Source organism: Bacillus sp. PK3-067 (assembly GCF_056738645.1).
Genome location: NZ_CP096490.1, coordinates 2,227,814 through 2,244,427, shown reverse-complemented (window position 1 = coordinate 2,244,427; position 16,614 = coordinate 2,227,814). Strand labels below are relative to the sequence as shown.

Genomic DNA, 16,614 nt, shown 5'->3' with positions numbered 1-16,614 from the left:
AATATGTACGAGTAAACTGAAAATATAAAGTGAAACTTTAATCCGTGGGGCTTTTACTACTCGGCAAATAGCGGGATAAAGCACCTCTATCTTATAATATGTTTTGTCATCCCAATAGAGAATGCTTCAAACCCTATAGATTCATAGTAAGATTGCAATTTTTCTACACACATAAGTTGTGGAATAACCTTGTTTTGTTCACAGTGTTGGATTAATCGTTTCACTATTTCTTTTCCGATGCCACTAGACTGATATTTTGGCAATACACCAACTCCACAAATAATGCCTGTTATGACTCCATCTGATATGACTCGCCCCATCCCTACTAACCTCTTATCATCAAAAACATAAATTGCATACCAACTTTGCTTACACATTCGTTCTAACTCGTTAACCGTTAATTTAAGAGAATTCCATCCTAAAGATTCGTATAAGGATAATAATCCATTAAAATCTGTAGGATGTTCACTTGTGTAGCGTATACTATTTTCCATGTAAATACTCCCTATTCTCTGGCTTGTTTATATTTCATAAAATTCCCTTTACACAAATCTGATCGATGTAAAAATAACTAGAACAAACTTCAATAAGAAAGATAGAATTCCTTCTCAATATAAAATAAAAAGAAGTTACCTCACTTAAGATAACTTCTTTTATATAAGACTCTCATTATATTATTAACCAAAAAATATACAACTGCATACGATTAGCACAAACAAAACTAATAAACCATTTGAGAAATAACCCATAGAATACTACCCCTTTATTTCATTATGTAAAAGATTTTATCATAAAATTATTTACAACATAATAACCGAAAAAGACATTGTATTCATTAGTTATATACGTTTAGTAATATTTTATTTTCGGTTATATTCTCGTTGCCTAAAACCACTTCTTAAAACATAACTTCAAAATCAATAAATTTATTTTTAAGTCATAGATGTTAATCTTAATAAAACCACAGGCAGGAACATATTTGATATGTACGAAATATTCCTGTTTTTTATTATGGGGTACCGGTCCATAACCATCTAGCTAAAATTTTCATCACACCACAATTTTCTATGAAAATCCAATGCATTTTTGAAGAAAAACAACCCAAATAAAAAATTACAATAAGCTGCCCATAAGGAAAGCTTATTTACCTAATTATCGTTATAGGCAGTAAAATAATATCAAAAAAAGATGGGTAATTAGTTTTTTATTTTCATAAACTTTAATAAATCGTCCAAAACTTCTTGTTGATTTTGCCATAGTTCAGGCAAGTTATCTAGGGAGAAAAATTTTAGTTGCAAGCTTTCTTCATTATCAGTATGTAATGTTCCATGAAAATCTTTACAAATATAAGTCAATTTCACTAAGGCAACTTGATCACCGTTAGATAGCGTTTTTTCGTATTTTTTTCCAGAATACACATTAAAAAATTCAAGTTTTCCTAATTTTAAACCAGTTTCTTCAAACACTTCTCTTCTTGCTGTATCTTCAACTGTCTCGCCAAATTCCATAAAACCGCCAGGGTGTCCCCACTTCCCATTATCAGATCGTAATTGCAGAAGTACTTCATTCTTTTTGTTCAACACAAAACAACCTGCGACCACCATAATTACTTTTTCATGTCCAACCATATTTCTTAAATAACTTATATAATCCATATGTTTCAGCTCCAATATGAATTTATATTCAATATAAATTCATAGAAAGTTATTTTGTCCCATTGCAGTACTGATTATTAGAAATGCTTTTCCATAAAACACAATCAGGACGATATTCCTATATCATCTTGATTGTACCATTAGCAATTACACTTATAAACAATGAAAATAGGGATGAATACTTATTCATGACTGGTTAACATAACGTCTCATTATTGGTAGCAAGGACAAGGAAGAACCCTTACTCTCATAAGAATTCCTTCTTTTTATTCTAGAGATCTATGCATTTTTTATAAATTTCTATTCTGCTTCCATTTTATGGATCTCGTTTGTTATTGGATTAACCGAAAAACTGTATAAAATTTCGTATGCTCTTAGCGTGAGGATTTTCCGAAATACTATCGATCCTCCCTATTGTTCCAAAAACTCAATAATCGTTTCACAGACTTTATCCATCTCCTCGATATCTGGGAAATGTCCACTATTTTCAAATATAACAAGTTTACCATTTTTCAATTGTCTCGTTATTCTATAACTCATTCCTACACCCGTGTTATAGTCATGCGCTCCAACTATGACACACGTATCAATTTCTAAACCTTTAATACGCTCAATAAGCGGTAAAGATGCTTTTGTTCCAAAAATAACTTTGCTCATCTTCCCTGTATTACTTAACTGACTTTCCTCCCAAAACCTTCTATTTAGCTTTGCAAATTCTTCATTTTTAAACAATAGTCGATCTACAGCTTTTGTATCAACTATACTCCAAACTTGATTATACCTTTCTTTTAAAGGAATTTCTGACTTACTTATTATCAATATTTGTTCTTTCATTTCCCCTTTCGTTACTTGTAGAAAACCTTCTATCTGCACAGTATACATATCATTAAAATCATCTAACGATGGTGCTTGTAATACCATTTGTTCAACATTTTTTGGATATTTCAAAGCATACTCTAAACAAAGTTGTCCACCAAAAGAATATCCTAACAAATTTATCTTCTCTACATGTAATTGCTTTCTTAATTCCTCTAAATCTTCGACTAGAGTATTGATTGAGTACTCACCGTCATCTTGTGGTGCCTCACTTCGTCCGCAACCTCTTTGTTCGTAATAAACTACAGTCATTTTTCCTTCTAACTTCAAACCAAGCGTTCTTTCGAATACATAATGATTACCACCTGGACCACCATGTACTATAATAAGAGGAACTGTATTATGAGCTGTCCCTGCAACTTTACACCAATGCATAATCCCATTGATTTTCAAATAGTGTATACCATCTTGCAACATTAACTGATTCATTTATCCTCTCTCCTCATCGCTCACTTATTACTATCTAAATGTATAAGTTCTGACTATTTACACTTTTTCCCTTTATATTCTTTAGACACTATCCTCATTTATATGAATAGCTTTATTATTCAAAAATAGATTTTTAAAAATTCCTACTCCCACAATTAATAAACCTATACCAATTAATTTATTTATTTGTAATGGAATGCTCTCCATTCCAAATAATCCAAATGTATCAATGCATAACGCAACGATCAATTGAGTAATAAGACTAATTAGCACCGTATATGCTGGGCCTAAACTCTTTATTGCACCCATTATACAAATAATTAACCCGATACCAAACAACCCACTTACATAAAACAAATAATTTGTAGTATACACTTTAATGTTAATACTGTTTTCTGTAATGATATAAAATAGAATAGAACTAATGAGACCTATTCCAAGGACACATGTAGTTGTTAACCACTGTCCTACATTTTCATTTACTTTTGCATTAAAAACAGATTGTACGCTAATTAATATTCCTGCTAATATAGCTAAACTAAATCCAATCAAAATCTTCCTCTCCCTTTCATTGCTCATATATATTATCTTTAGCGACTTCCTTCATTCTAGAAAAATCTTTAATTACAATAACTCCATTACTCTTTTCAATTAATTTTTCATTATAAAATTTTTGTAATACCCGTATTACGTGCCTATAACTTACCCCTATAAAATCTGCAATACTCGTTACCGAAGTTGCATCCAAATCCCCTTTATACATATTCCCGTTACTATCTGTTGAAATTGAAAGTAAATAACTAGCTACACGTACTTCTACAGGATACAGTAAATTAAGAGCAGTAAAACGAGTCGATATTTTTAACGTGTTCGCAATGTTTTCAAGCAAGAACTTCATAAATATAGGATCATGTAATAACTTGTTTCTAATAACCGTATTAGAAATAGAAATTGCTACAACATCTGAACAAGCTTCAACGACATTATGTGCTTTGCTATTTTGAATTAGTTCAATATCACCAACAATGGCCAATGGATTGATAAAGCGAAGAATTAGTTTCTTCCCTTCAGGTGTAATCGTATAAACTTTTACTTTCCCTTTAACAACAAAATATAAACGATCCATTTCGTCATCTATATTGCAAATAAGCTCGCCTTTTTCAAAGTGATTTAATTGAAAATATGCTGTATCTATTTCTGAAAAAACCTCGAGCGTTTTATTGATTTTCAAATAATGCGTAATTAAACTTGATCTATTCTCCATATTCATTTCCTCCTTTCATTTACATATTAAATACAACAATACCTATAATCATTACTATTGTTCCCACAATATGATATCTCTCCATCTGTATCTTTTTTATATGAAACAGTCCTTTCATTTCAATAACTGTTGCCGTTAACAATTGAGCAACCATTAGTGTGCCAGCTGTCAATGTAACTCCTAGTGAATATATCGCCATAGTTTCTGCGCAAATAATGAATCCACCAAATGCACCCGCTACTAAATATATTTTTTTTACACTCTTTAAATCCGTTACTTTCTCTTCTTTCTTTAACAAAAATACAGTTGTTGCAATAATGAATCCAATTAAATGGGTTATAATACTCGTCGACCATATACCGATATGTGAACTAAGTTTCGCATTAAAGGTTCCTTGAAGTGTTATAAATATCCCCGCAAAAACAGCAAATAGAATACCTTTCAAAAAATCATCTCCTCATCCTTTATTTCTGACTTAATTAAAAACCATCATCCTATAATGACAAAAGGACAAATGTCACATCACTATGAAAATAACTTGGAATGAAAAAAAAACACACCTCAAAAATGCGAGATGTGTTTTTTATTTATATATAGTGTTTTATAAATGAGAATTACGCTACATTAAAAGATTTCTTTTTCATAACAAACTTTGCAAATAAGAAACGTACAAGCGGTCCCATAATAATTAATTGTAATGGATATGCCATTATGAAATTTTTAATAAAAATCGAAAAATAAATTGAAACAAATGAAGCTCCTTGTAGTCCACCATGTAAATGCATCATAGCCATACCGAAAAATGACATAAAGAACACCATTCCGATTACCATAGTTGTCGCCATCGCAACGATAATATTTATTTTCTTAGATTTATCAAATGGCAACATGAATACAATTTTTTTCGCACAAGGTCCAACTATACTTATTTCAATTAATAGCGCAATAATAAAGCCAATTAATAGTTCTAATGCAATCTCTTTAATATAAATTGGTCCTCCTGTTTCATTCATTAGTAAATTGTAAAACGTCATTACGATAACCATTCCAAGGCACATCATCATGCCAAATTGGAGGTTTTCTTTTCTTGTTGTTGGCAAATTTCATCATCCTCTCTCTTTGAGTCTTTGTCATTATATCGACATTGGAACCCCCTTCGTAAGTGAACATTTTGTGAACAAATTTAAAACGTTTTCATGTATTTTCTTTACTTTCAACTCAAATTCTCACTTTTACTTATAAAGGTTTTATATATTTCAATGTTGAATTACTAAATTTAACATTGCATTACATTATTACTAGGAGGATAACCATGAATGAAACAGAATTTTACGCATATCACATCGTAACAAGGAAAAAAATGCATATCGGACAAATGATTCCTTTTAACAAAAATCAACACAATACTCTATATCACTTCTTTTTTGAAAGAGAACAATTAAATGCTAATGGTGAAGATGGCATACAAATTTTAAATAATCACTATAAAAATGACGAATTACATATAAATAATGAAAATGCTAAAGTAGTTATAAGTTATATGGATCAAACAATTAGAGCAGCTAGAGAAACCATTGTAGAAATGGTTAGACTACAAGAATTCCCTGAATATCCTTCCAGGTTATCTTGTTTATACGCTGCAAAAAGCTATGAAGATGCTTTAAAATGGAAAGCATTATTTGATTCTTACAATCGAGAAGTTTTACAGATTGTTAAACTACGAGTAATCGGAAGTTCTTTTGAAGGTGACGGGAATCTTTTACCAAAAGAAGATGGTATTCCTTTTTCTCAAAAAATCGAACAAGCTAGAAAGTATTGGAAAGGAAATATTAGAAATGAACTTCCTGAGCTACTGATTAATGGAGAAATTGAAGTGGTGGAAATTATTGATGACTTCTCCTCAATTCATATTTAATTTCTAACTAAATCATATAGGATGGAGATTACAATGAAGAAAAAAGTGTACTTCAATCATGATGGCGGCGTAGATGATTTAATTTCATTATTTTTATTACTTCAAATGGAAAACGTTGAACTTACCGGTGTATCTGTTATCCCAGCAGACTGCTATTTAGAACCCGCAATGTCTGCAAGTCGTAAAATTATTGATCGCTTCGGCAAAGGTAATATTGCAGTAGCCGCTTCAAACTCTCGCGGGCAAAACCCGTTTCCAAAAGACTGGCGGATGCATGCATTTTATGTAGATGCTCTACCAATTTTAAATGAGTCTGGAAAAGTTGTAACACCCGTGGTGGCAAAGCCTGCACATCACCATTTAATAGAAACACTTCTACAAACGGAAGGAAAAACAACTTTATTATTTACCGGGCCCCTAACTGACCTTGCTCGTGCATTATATGAAACTCCCATCATAGAAGATAAAATTGAACGTCTCGTTTGGATGGGTGGTACATTTCTTACAGCAGGCAATGTACATGAACCAGAGCATGATGGAACAGCTGAGTGGAATTCGTTTTGGGACCCTGAAGCAGTGGCTCGTGTATGGGATGCAAAAATTAAAATCGACTTAGTGACACTAGAAAGTACAAACCAAGTTCCGTTAACTATAGACATACGGGAACAATGGGCAAAAGAACGAAAGTATATTGGTATGGATTTCCTTGGTCAATGCTATGCAATGGTTCCCCCTCTCGTTCACTTCTCAACGAACTCTACCTACTATTTATGGGATGTACTAACTACCGCGCTTGTCGGAAACACTAACCTTGCAAAAACTGAAACAATTAATAGTATCGTTCATACATACGGACCAAGCCAAGGACGTACAGAGGAAACTGCTGATGGACGACCTGTAAATGTCGTTTATGATGTAAAACGTGATGTATTCTTTGAATATATTACTGAATTAGCAAAGAAAGCTTCTACTTGAACCACTATCTATACGAAAAATAAATAGAATAAAATCACTTCAGACGATGAACCCCTATATTTAGAATTTAGTTGAAACTACATATTTAACTATTGAAAAGAGTATTGAATTAAATTTCAATACTCTTTTTGTGCAATTTAATTATATTGGATTAATGTAGTGTCTTATTGATTATTCATTTCATAACCATTGACAAAATAAGTTATTGTTTCTAACTCATCTTCATTTAATTCTCTATCTAGTTCTTGTTTATACGCTGCCTTTATCTTCTCTTCATCGCCCTTATGAGCTTCTGTATAAGTTCCTACTGCTTTTAACATGCGAATCTCTTGTAAAAACTCCTCTCGATTTATCGCTTCCCCATGAGAAAGAATATATGTCTCAGCATCAAATTTTTCTAATTCATCTATTAATGCAAACGTTCTTTTCGTCGTATAGTTCCACTTCGAAGAAAAAATATCTGCATATATACAGTCTCCTAAAAATAATATCTTTTCTTCTTTCACGTAAATAACAACTGAATCATGTGCATGATCTCCGCCCACATGTTTTAACACGCATGTCACTTCACCAAGATCTAATTCCATTTGATTCTGGAACGTTAAGGTCGGAGGAATAATGTTAATATTTCTCGCTTTTTCTTCAAACTCTTTTTTTATGCAATCCGCACAAAATGCAATTTCAGTACCCTCTTTTACGCGTGCGTCCAAAGCTTCATCTGTCCATTCATAAGAAACAAGTGTACGCATCTCTTTTTTCGTTTCAGAATGTGCAATAGACAATGCATCTTGTAGTACAGGCAATCCAAAAATATGATCCCAATGCCAATGGGTTAGTGCTACGAAATCTGGATTCGATACATTTTGTTCTTTTAACATTTCTAAAAATAATTGTGCATGTTCTTCTGAATTCCCTGCATCAATCATTAACGTTTTTTCTTGTCCAACGACCATTCCTAAGATAGGTCTATCTGTTTCAGAAACAGGTGTCATATACCAAAATGAGTTTCCTATTTTTTTAATTTGTTGCATAACCAATTCCTCTTTTCATTTCCTCACTTAAGTTTAATATATAGATTATAACGAATCACTACTTTTTTCTCTATACTCAAACACAATTACTTGGACTATTCTAACTTTCCTTTTCGTAAGCTAAAAATAAGTGGAAGAATCGGAGTGTGATACTATGGAACGATTATGGATTCCAATGATTGTTACGTTTTTTTCATTTGGTGGATTACTATTAGGCGGTGCTGTTGGAGTAGCAACACGCCAACTCATTGAAGAAAAGATGCATCGTTTATACGCATTATGTGGCGGAATTTTACTTGGGCTTTTATCCCTTGAAATTATTCCTGAAACATTTTCAAGCTACGAAATGATTGGGCCTATACTTGGTATAGCCATCGGTATTTTAGTTATGAGCTTATTAGATAACTATTGTCACCATCCAATGATACATAAAAAAGATCAACAAGCATGGCAAACCTTCCTTTTTCTCTCTTTCGCTATATTTATTCATAATATACCTAGTGGATTTGCGTTAGGTACAGCTTTTATAAATCATAATGACTCTGCCATTCCCTTTTTAATAGCAATTGTCGTTCACCATATTCCAGAAGGATTAGCTTTAATTATTCCATTTCTTTTTACAAAACATAAATATATTTCCTTTTTATTAACGACTTTATTACTTTCGCTTATTCTCGGTACTGGCACAGTTTTTGGCATTTTGATGGAAGGAAAAGCTCTTCACCTGCAAGGGCTCATTATGGGAAGTGCTATTGGTTCACTTGGATATGTCACAATTCATGAAATGCTTTGGAAAGCTAAGAAACAGCTCTCTTTCCTTACATTTCTAATGTGGGCGACTAGTGGTTTTTTACTAATAACAGTGTTCACTTTATTCGCTGGTCATCATTAAAGTTGCTAAAGTAAAACTTTTGTTCCTCCCACACTGATTCTTAGATTACAAATAACCAGATAAATTTTCTTATTTGTATATTTTTCCTTTTTATCCAAAACATAATGTTATCTACCTATTATAAGGAGGAACACTTATGTTTGGGAAAACAGCCAGTGAAGCATTAGTTGATTTATTAATTGACTGGGGAGTAGAACACATATACGGTATGCCTGGAGATTCCATCAATTCTATCATTGAAGCTTTAAGAAAAAAACAAGATAAAATTAAATTCATTCAAGTTCGCCATGAAGAAGCTGGTGCATTAGCAGCGGCTGCCTATGCAAAATTAACAGGAAAACTTGGCGTTTGTATGGCAATTGCAGGACCTGGTGCTATTCATTTATTAAATGGTTTATATGATGCGAAACTCGATAAAGCCCCTGTTCTAGCAATTTCAGGTCAAGTAGAAACCGATTTACTTGGAACGGACTTTTTCCAAGAAGTAAATTTAGAAAGAATGTTTGATGATGTTGCGGTTTATAACCAGCGTATTATGTCAGCAGAACAGCTACCTGCTGTCGTGAATCAAGCGATTCGAATGGCTTATACGAAAAAAGGGGTCTCTGTTCTTACAATTCCTGATGATGTTCCGAAATTCGAAGTAAAAAGTGGTGCTCGAGTTACAAATACTTCCTTTACATTACCTGATTTATTTCCTCAAGAAGAAGATTTAGATGCTGCAAAACTCGCAATTAATGAAGCGAAAAAGCCTGTTATTTTAGCTGGAAAAGGTACGAAACATGCGAGAGAATCTTTACTTGCATTGGCAGAACATATTGGTGCTCCAATCGTACTTACATTGCCAGCTAAAGGAATTATTCCTGATGAACACCCTCTTTGTATTGGTGGATTAGGATTGATTGGCACGAAACCTTCTTATGAAGTAATGAAGCATGCAGATACTTTAATTATGGTCGGTACTTCTTATCCGTTCACCGGCTTCTTACCTGAAAAAGCAAAAACAATTCATATCGATACAGATCCTGCCCAAATCGGGAAACGTTATGCGACAGATATTGGTTTAGCTGGTGATGCTGATAAAACATTACGATGGTTAATTGAAAATGTTGAAGAACACACAGACCATTCCTTCTTAGAACATCACCAAGAAATGATGAAAAAGTGGGAAGAAAAATTACACGATCAAGAAGAAGACTCTTCCATTCCAATTAAACCACAACGCGTTATGCATGCTCTGCAGCAAGTAGCACATGATGACGCAATTCTATCAGTCGATGTCGGAAATGTAACAGTATGGACCGCAAGACACTTCCGTATGACAAACCAGCAATTTGTCATTTCTAGCTGGCTCGCAACACTTGGTTGCGGTTTACCTGGTGCTCTTGCTGGAAAAATTGCATTCCCGGATAAACAAGTATTTGCAGTTTGTGGTGATGGCGGATTTGGAATGACGATGAATGACTTCGTAACAGCTGTAAAATATAAATTACCAATCGTTGTCGTCGTATTAAACAATAATAAAATTGCGATGATTAAATTCGAGCAAGAAGTTATGGGTAATATCGAATTCGAAACAGACTTAACGAACCCTGATTTTGCAAAATATGCAGAGGCGTGTGGAGGTATTGGATACCGTGTTGAGAATTTAGATGAACTACTTCCCGCTTTCCAAAATGCAGTAAAACAAAATAAACCATGTATTATTGATGTAGTTGTAGATGCTAACGAAGCACCAATGCCAGCAAAAATCACATTTGGTCAAGCCGCTGGTTATACGAAACATATGATAAAAGAATTATTTGAAGAAGGTAAGATTGATTTACCACCACTTTAAGCGAAAAAAGATAGCTGAAAACAATTTGTCTTCAGCTATCTTTTTTATTTTTGTATCTCTCTATAAAAAGAAAAGTCATCCATAGTTAGTTGTACTTGTTTCTCTACTTGTAATTCTTTACTTTCCCTCTCTAGCTTTCTCACATTTCCTAACTTAATCGCATCTTGCATGCTATTACTAATTAGATTTCCAGCTAAAATTGTCATACTATAAAAAGCAATCGGTATAAGTACAATCCATGTATGAGTAGTTAAATGACGGAAGTTTTGACCAATTAGGCCGGTCCATTCTTTTGTTACACTATCTGCCTCTGTACCAAAGATAATTGTTCCGCCAAAAAATAACTCTAACAAGCCAAGATGCAAGAGAAGTAATAAAGTACTCACAAATTGTTGAGCAACAAGTAAAAAAAATGATGGTAATACGTGTGGCCATACGTGATTTTTCACTCTATGCCATTTACTGCCCCCAAGCACAGTTGCTGCCATCATAAATTCTTCTCTTTTTATCCGACGGACTTCCTGCGCTGTATATAACATAATTGTTGGTACCGCTAAACATGTAAGGATAACCATTTGAAATATTACCCTTAAATGAAACGGCTCTGGTACTGTCCCATTTTCAAACACTAAAACTTCCTTTAACACAAAAAAAGAAATCATAACCATAGGTACAATGCTGAACGGATCAAAAAAAGATGCTATAACTGGAAAAGAACGTTTGCTATACATACCAAGAAGCAAACCAATACCTCCTCCAACTATAACTCGTAGAATCGCTATAATTACGCTCGCACCAACTGTCCATTTCGCTCCTTCTATTATTAGCTGGAAAAGATCGCGTCCTTTCTCATCACTACCGAACCAAAATTTATTCGACGGTGAAAATGGAGCAGCCTCTAGTTCTCCTTTTTCGTTATACATCATCGTAAGTTCACGGATATTCCCATCGAAAAATAAAGTATTTCCAATACTAACAATCATAAGTACGCTTAAAAAAGTAACACCAAACCAAAATCTCACATCTCTTTTTACAACTTGCCACATGCTAAACACGCTCCTTTATTACATTTTGTAAAAACGTATGTAATAAACGAAATAGTATAAAAAGCGGTACGTATAATATAATTAAACTTACTGTAAATATTTCTAATTTCGAATTTTCTTTTACAAAAACAAACATACCGTACGTATTAAATATCCATTCAATAATATATAAATTTGATAACATAAATAAAATATTTGTTTTTGCATAATAGATTGTTGTTAACAAAACATTTCTTGAAATATGATTTGTTAAAATATGTCGTAAACTAAGCCCTTTACTTTTAGCAAATATACTATAATCTTTCTCTAATTCTTCTCTGAAACGTAATAGTAGTAGCTTAATAAATAATAGTGTTGTAGGCAAAGTTAGACATATTATTGGCAATAGGCGAGCCCTTTCCTCCCCAATCCCCGCTAGTTTTACTGGCATAAAGCCTGTCTTTTGAAAGATTATTACGACTAGAAGTTGCGATAATAAAATTATTAAAATATCTGGGATGCTTTCAAGTACGACAAAAATCCCATTCCACATTCGTTGCTTTGATTGAGACCGTTGTAATACCCACACAACGAGAACATACGCAATAAGTAATGACAGTAAAAATGCCGAAATAAATACAAACATTGTCTCTAAATAATGAATCCATATTTGCGGAAATAATTTCCTCGAATCTCGAAATCCATATGTAATTTCCCAAGGTTGGAGTAACTTTCCTCCAATAAACACAATCGTGTTCCAAAAACCAATTAAATCAATTTGTAATCCCTTAAATAATCGAGGGAGCGCACCTAAACAGATTATACATAGAATTGTAGCGAATAATTGTAAACAAGTAATCCCACACCACTTAGTAAAATAGCTTGGAATAAACACGTAACAAAAAATAATCAACCAAACACGATAAATCCCAAAAGTAATTTTTTAAAAGTTTCATTTAGGTATATATACCTAATCCCTTCTTTAAACTCTGTTATTAACATCTTCAAATTAACTTCTTTCCATTTTGTTCTACCATTTGGTAAACAAACTTTTTCTGGAATGGAGATTGTTTGAATCAAAATACCACTCATAATAAAAGTGAGCGTATTTACTAAAATGCTCCCGTAAATTCCAAAAGTTCAGTACACCATCGTTGCAATTCCTACACCAAACAAAGCATACAAACTATTTACCATTTGATTAATACCCGCTGCTGCACCATATTGGTCTGATTCAACTACTCCCTGTATCATCGATTGTTCTGATGGAGAGAAAAATTGTATACATGCATTTTCCAAAAATAAAAATATAAAGACAAGTATAATCATCCCGTAATAAAGCGAAATTAGGATTCCAATATTACAGAGCGAACAACATATGTTACTTACTGTACAAATACGTTGTCTATCAAATCGATCCACTACTGTCCCTACTAATAGAAAAAAGATTAATGCAGGTAATGCAATCATAATTTTTGTCATCGTTGCGTAAACTGGTTGTTTTCCGTATTGATCTAACAAGTAAAACATTAAAGAAATTCCAGCAATCATAGAACCGAGTCGCTCTAAAATATTTGCTAGAAAAAACGTGCATACACTTTGTTGCGAAATAACTGTAGCATTTCTTTCATACTTCGTATCCTTCCTCTCGACAAAATAGTATTATTTTAGTCATTTCTTGGAAGTTACATTATATTTTTCGACCATTATCCAATCTTTTCCTTCTTTATAAAAAACATAAAAAAGAGCCCCTATTTTCAAAACAAGGACTCTTTTCATAAAATAAAACTTTAATCAGCCCTCACCAATCGGGCTGCCTGGCAAATAGCGGGATAAACTATTTAGCTATCTCTTCTTTCGGCATTACCATACCTTTATAAAGTTGAACAGTTATCCAGTAATAGATGAAATAAATGACTAAGAATATCCCAATTGGCACCCACACTTTTACAAACGGGTCAACTAATATAAAGCTGAATAAGTTAAGCCCTACTAAAACGTGAGAAATGCCAATGATTGCTGGGAAGATAAATAAATATGAAATTTCTTTATATATACTTTTCGTTAACATACTGCGTCTCACACCAATTTTTCGTAACATTTCATAACGGCGTACGTCGCGAGAAGCACCTGTTAATATTTTGAACATAAGGGAACTTGCCATCATTGCTAAAAAGGCAATTCCGAGGAAAAATCCCATAAACATTGTTCCGCTCATGAAGCTGTTCATAAACTGATAAATTGTCATTTTCGTAAATAAGTCTACCTTTTTACCTGTTGCTTTTTCAATTTGTGCTTTTTGTCTCTTGTCTATTTCGATCAATAACGGTTTATATTTTTTCATATCATCTACTTTTGCTAATGTTACAGTGTGTTCTGTTCCTTGAATTCCTTTATAATGCTCTTCGTCTGCAATTCTTACTGGTTTTCCGTTAAATTGATTATGCGTAATTTGTATCTCTCTTACAACTGCGTCTTCCCAATCCTTTGGCATACGAGGGAATTTTGCTAATTCAGGAGCCTCTAAAGCTGAATATACAGGTTCTGTTAAAGGTTCAGTCACACGTTTACGAACAGGCTCTTTTAACGTTTTTGTATCAAAATGGTCTGAAACAAGTGGTGGTTTCGCAGTTAAGTCGTTACGTAAATAATAAACCGCTTCTCCATCTACTTTATATTTGTACTTGCTTTCTTCAACAATTTCCATTTCTTTTAAGGCAGCTTTGTCTTGATCATTCGGATCATGAATTACAACATCATATACACGAGAAAAGTCTGTCATAATACCTACATTTTTTTGGAAAGCCATACCTGCCGTCATCGCACCTGCGCCTAATGCAATTAACATCGCTACAGTACCTAATACTCTCGATAAACTATTTACTCGAAAGCGTAGCTGTGCATATGTGAAACTATTTAGACCAGTTTCATTTCGTTTTTTATTCCCCTTAATTTTCATCACAAAAAATGGGAGTAATGAACTAAAGATAAAATATGTTCCAAGTGTTGTAACGATGGTTGCTATAATAAAACCTAATTCAGCATATATTTTTACATTGATCATAAAATAGTACCCTATACTTACTAGTAATACACCAAGTACTGTCATTATAATAATGCGAGTTTTACTTTTCTTTACTTCATCTAGTGTTTCATCTTCACGAATTAACTCTAGTTCAGTTTTACGTAACAATCGGACACTGTTCATTAAGCCAGTAATGAAAAATAGTATTAAGAAGAAAATAGCTGTAACTAAAATTGCTGGTGTGTATACAGATGCATAACTACCTTTTGCTGAAATTTCCATTCCATTCATTAAAAAATTTCCTGCTACACTTGCAAGTAACATCCCTACTAAAATACCGATAATAATACTGACAATACCCATACCGAATGTTTCAATAAATAATAACTGTGCTACTTTTTTCTTTTTTGCACCAAGCATCATGTACATACCGAGTTCTTTTCTTCTTAACGTGAGTAAGAAAGAGTTGGCATATATAATATAAAATACAGTAATGAAAGATAATAGTATTGCACCTACCCAAAAGACGAGTCTAATACTACTAATTAGGCTATTATCTTTCGTAAATTCGCTATTCATCGCCATCGTTTGGAACATATAGAAAATACTAATGCTAATAACGAGGCCAATAAGTAAAACCATATAATCTTTTAACATTTTTTTCATACTATGACGTGATAATTTAAATAACATAGTTTCGCCCCCTACTTAGACTCAGCAGCTGAGCCCATATGAGCGAGCACACCTAAAATGTCTTGATAGAAATTCTCTCTAGTGCCTTGACGATTTAATTCTTTATAAAGAAGACCATCTTGAATAAATAAAATACGCTCACAATAACTTGCACTAAATGCATCATGTGTAACCATCAAAATACTTACATTGTGATTTCCATGTAAATCTTGCATTGCTTCTAATAAACTTTTTGCGTTTTTACTATCAAGCGCACCTGTCGGTTCATCTGCTAATACAATTGCTGGATTATGTACTAAAGCTCTTGCCGCCGCTGTTCTTTGCTTTTGTCCACCAGAAACAGCAGTTGGATATTTTGTTAAAATTTCAGTAATTCCTAATTTCTTCGCAACGTCATTTACCTTTCCAGTAATCTCACTTGATGGTACGCCTTGCAGAGAAAGTGGTAAAGCTATATTTTCATAAATTGATAAGTTTTCTAGTAGATTAAAATCTTGAAAAATGAAACCTAATTTTTGAGAGCGAAAATCAGATAACGCATTGCCCTTCATAGAAGTAATATTTGTACCAGCTATCGTCACACTACCACCTGTCGCTTGGTCAAGTGTACTTATCACATTAAGTAAAGTCGTTTTTCCAGACCCAGAAGGACCCATAATCCCGACAAATTCTCCTTCTTTAATACTTAACGATACACCCCTTAATGCTTTTGACTGATTCTCATTTCTTTTTCCATACGTTTTTTCTACACTTTCTACAGTAACTACATTTGTTGACATCTCTTTCACTCCATCCCTTTTGTATAAAATTAATTTCTCACATATTTCTTATTATTTTGTCATGTAAATCCTTAAGATTTTTTTAATTATTCATTCAATAAGAGTTACACCTGTAACATGAACCTATTTCCTACTTCATATTCTCATTTTTCTACAACTCGTTCCCTCGATTTCGCTTACATTTACCTTACATTTTTGTAAGATAAAAAAGAAAACAC

The 16,614-nt window shown here is 33.1% G+C and carries 16 protein-coding genes and 1 pseudogene; 4 read left to right on the top strand and 13 right to left on the bottom strand.

The features are described 5' to 3' along the window. Nucleotides 1–86: 86 nt before the first annotated feature. From M1D73_RS11665 to M1D73_RS11635, 7 genes are all read right to left on the bottom strand, one after another. Nucleotides 87–494: a GNAT family N-acetyltransferase gene (locus tag M1D73_RS11665; RefSeq protein ID WP_000431735.1), complete on the bottom strand. Its 408-nt coding sequence runs from the start codon at nt 492–494 to the stop codon at nt 87–89. A 702-nt stretch (nt 495–1,196) separates the two neighbouring features. Beyond that, nucleotides 1,197–1,655 carry an NUDIX hydrolase gene (locus M1D73_RS11660; protein ID WP_000384572.1) on the bottom strand — a complete coding sequence of 153 codons (459 nt, stop codon included), beginning with the start codon at nt 1,653–1,655 and terminating at the stop codon, nt 1,197–1,199. 411 nt (nt 1,656–2,066) lie between these two features. Further along, nucleotides 2,067–2,960: an alpha/beta fold hydrolase gene (locus M1D73_RS11655; RefSeq protein WP_001072679.1), complete on the bottom strand. Its 894-nt coding sequence runs from the start codon at nt 2,958–2,960 to the stop codon at nt 2,067–2,069. A gap of 81 nt (nt 2,961–3,041) precedes the next feature. After that, nucleotides 3,042–3,512, bottom strand: a complete 471-nt coding sequence (locus M1D73_RS11650) for a DMT family transporter (RefSeq protein WP_481158022.1) — start codon at nt 3,510–3,512, stop codon at nt 3,042–3,044. Nucleotides 3,513–3,528: 16 nt separating this feature from the next. Continuing rightward, nucleotides 3,529–4,224 (bottom strand): Crp/Fnr family transcriptional regulator, encoded by a 696-nt coding sequence (locus M1D73_RS11645; protein ID WP_000431608.1) that lies wholly within the window; start codon nt 4,222–4,224, stop codon nt 3,529–3,531. Nucleotides 4,225–4,243: 19 nt separating this feature from the next. Then, nucleotides 4,244–4,669, bottom strand: a complete 426-nt coding sequence (locus M1D73_RS11640; protein WP_000676258.1) for a DMT family transporter — start codon at nt 4,667–4,669, stop codon at nt 4,244–4,246. Nucleotides 4,670–4,838: 169 nt separating this feature from the next. Continuing rightward, the gene (locus tag M1D73_RS11635) at nt 4,839–5,324 is read right to left on the bottom strand and encodes a DUF2798 domain-containing protein (RefSeq protein ID WP_001143404.1); all 486 of its coding nucleotides are present in this window, start codon (nt 5,322–5,324) and stop codon (nt 4,839–4,841) included. Nucleotides 5,325–5,536: 212 nt separating this feature from the next. On the opposite strand from M1D73_RS11635, the gene M1D73_RS11630 reads away from it, so the two are divergent. Both M1D73_RS11630 and M1D73_RS11625 read left to right on the top strand, forming a co-directional pair. Further along, nucleotides 5,537–6,139, top strand: a complete 603-nt coding sequence (locus M1D73_RS11630; RefSeq protein WP_001005956.1) for a DUF2441 domain-containing protein — start codon at nt 5,537–5,539, stop codon at nt 6,137–6,139. 21 nt (nt 6,140–6,160) lie between these two features. Beyond that, nucleotides 6,161–7,114 (top strand): nucleoside hydrolase, encoded by a 954-nt coding sequence (locus M1D73_RS11625; RefSeq protein WP_002195488.1) that lies wholly within the window; start codon nt 6,161–6,163, stop codon nt 7,112–7,114. A 164-nt stretch (nt 7,115–7,278) separates the two neighbouring features. Here M1D73_RS11625 and M1D73_RS11620 read toward each other — a convergent pair whose 3' ends face one another. Further along, nucleotides 7,279–8,145: an MBL fold metallo-hydrolase gene (locus tag M1D73_RS11620; RefSeq protein WP_001186119.1), complete on the bottom strand. Its 867-nt coding sequence runs from the start codon at nt 8,143–8,145 to the stop codon at nt 7,279–7,281. Nucleotides 8,146–8,299: 154 nt separating this feature from the next. Here M1D73_RS11620 and M1D73_RS11615 point away from each other — a divergent pair, with 154 nt between their 5' ends. Both M1D73_RS11615 and M1D73_RS11610 read left to right on the top strand, forming a co-directional pair. Continuing rightward, entirely contained in the window at nt 8,300–9,037 is a 738-nt protein-coding gene (locus tag M1D73_RS11615) for a ZIP family metal transporter (RefSeq protein WP_000440626.1), read from the top strand. A gap of 136 nt (nt 9,038–9,173) precedes the next feature. Next, nucleotides 9,174–10,874, top strand: a complete 1,701-nt coding sequence (locus tag M1D73_RS11610; RefSeq protein WP_000467256.1) for a pyruvate oxidase — start codon at nt 9,174–9,176, stop codon at nt 10,872–10,874. Nucleotides 10,875–10,918: 44 nt separating this feature from the next. Here M1D73_RS11610 and M1D73_RS11605 read toward each other — a convergent pair whose 3' ends face one another. The 5 genes and pseudogenes from M1D73_RS11605 to M1D73_RS11585 all read right to left on the bottom strand — a co-directional run bounded on the left by M1D73_RS11605 (nt 10,919) and on the right by M1D73_RS11585 (nt 16,396). After that, complete coding sequence (locus M1D73_RS11605) at nt 10,919–11,920, bottom strand: ABC transporter permease subunit (protein ID WP_000267877.1); 1,002 nt, start codon at nt 11,918–11,920, stop codon at nt 10,919–10,921. 1 nt (nt 11,921) lies between these two features. Beyond that, nucleotides 11,922–12,812 (bottom strand): ABC transporter permease subunit, encoded by an 891-nt coding sequence (locus M1D73_RS11600; RefSeq protein WP_000583165.1) that lies wholly within the window; start codon nt 12,810–12,812, stop codon nt 11,922–11,924. Beyond that, nucleotides 12,812–13,530: pseudogene (locus M1D73_RS11595) on the bottom strand (MFS transporter); the annotation flags it as partial. The pseudogene M1D73_RS11595 and the gene M1D73_RS11600, both read right to left, overlap by 1 nt. Nucleotides 13,531–13,736: 206 nt before the next feature. Continuing rightward, nucleotides 13,737–15,617 carry an FtsX-like permease family protein gene (locus tag M1D73_RS11590; RefSeq protein WP_000897855.1) on the bottom strand — a complete coding sequence of 627 codons (1,881 nt, stop codon included), beginning with the start codon at nt 15,615–15,617 and terminating at the stop codon, nt 13,737–13,739. A gap of 11 nt (nt 15,618–15,628) precedes the next feature. After that, nucleotides 15,629–16,396, bottom strand: coding sequence for an ABC transporter ATP-binding protein (locus M1D73_RS11585; RefSeq protein WP_481158021.1), 768 nt, complete (start codon nt 16,394–16,396; stop codon nt 15,629–15,631). Nucleotides 16,397–16,614: the final 218 nt, after the last annotated feature.

Excerpts from the sequence above, each read along its gene's own strand:
- M1D73_RS11590 (WP_000897855.1), bottom strand. The coding sequence starts at position 15,617 with ATGTTATTTAAATTATCACGTCATAGTATGAAAAAAATGTTAAAAGAT.
- M1D73_RS11620 (WP_001186119.1), bottom strand. The coding sequence starts at position 8,145 with ATGCAACAAATTAAAAAAATAGGAAACTCATTTTGGTATATGACACCT.
- M1D73_RS11605 (WP_000267877.1), bottom strand. The coding sequence starts at position 11,920 with ATGTGGCAAGTTGTAAAAAGAGATGTGAGATTTTGGTTTGGTGTTACT.
- M1D73_RS11645 (WP_000431608.1), bottom strand. The coding sequence starts at position 4,224 with ATGGAGAATAGATCAAGTTTAATTACGCATTATTTGAAAATCAATAAA.
- M1D73_RS11615 (WP_000440626.1), top strand. The coding sequence starts at position 8,300 with ATGGAACGATTATGGATTCCAATGATTGTTACGTTTTTTTCATTTGGT.
- M1D73_RS11630 (WP_001005956.1), top strand. The coding sequence starts at position 5,537 with ATGAATGAAACAGAATTTTACGCATATCACATCGTAACAAGGAAAAAA.
- M1D73_RS11625 (WP_002195488.1), top strand. The coding sequence starts at position 6,161 with ATGGAGATTACAATGAAGAAAAAAGTGTACTTCAATCATGATGGCGGC.
- M1D73_RS11610 (WP_000467256.1), top strand. The coding sequence starts at position 9,174 with ATGTTTGGGAAAACAGCCAGTGAAGCATTAGTTGATTTATTAATTGAC.
- M1D73_RS11585 (WP_481158021.1), bottom strand. The coding sequence starts at position 16,396 with ATGTCAACAAATGTAGTTACTGTAGAAAGTGTAGAAAAAACGTATGGA.
- M1D73_RS11665 (WP_000431735.1), bottom strand. The coding sequence starts at position 494 with ATGGAAAATAGTATACGCTACACAAGTGAACATCCTACAGATTTTAAT.
- M1D73_RS11660 (WP_000384572.1), bottom strand. The coding sequence starts at position 1,655 with ATGGATTATATAAGTTATTTAAGAAATATGGTTGGACATGAAAAAGTA.
- M1D73_RS11655 (WP_001072679.1), bottom strand. The coding sequence starts at position 2,960 with ATGAATCAGTTAATGTTGCAAGATGGTATACACTATTTGAAAATCAAT.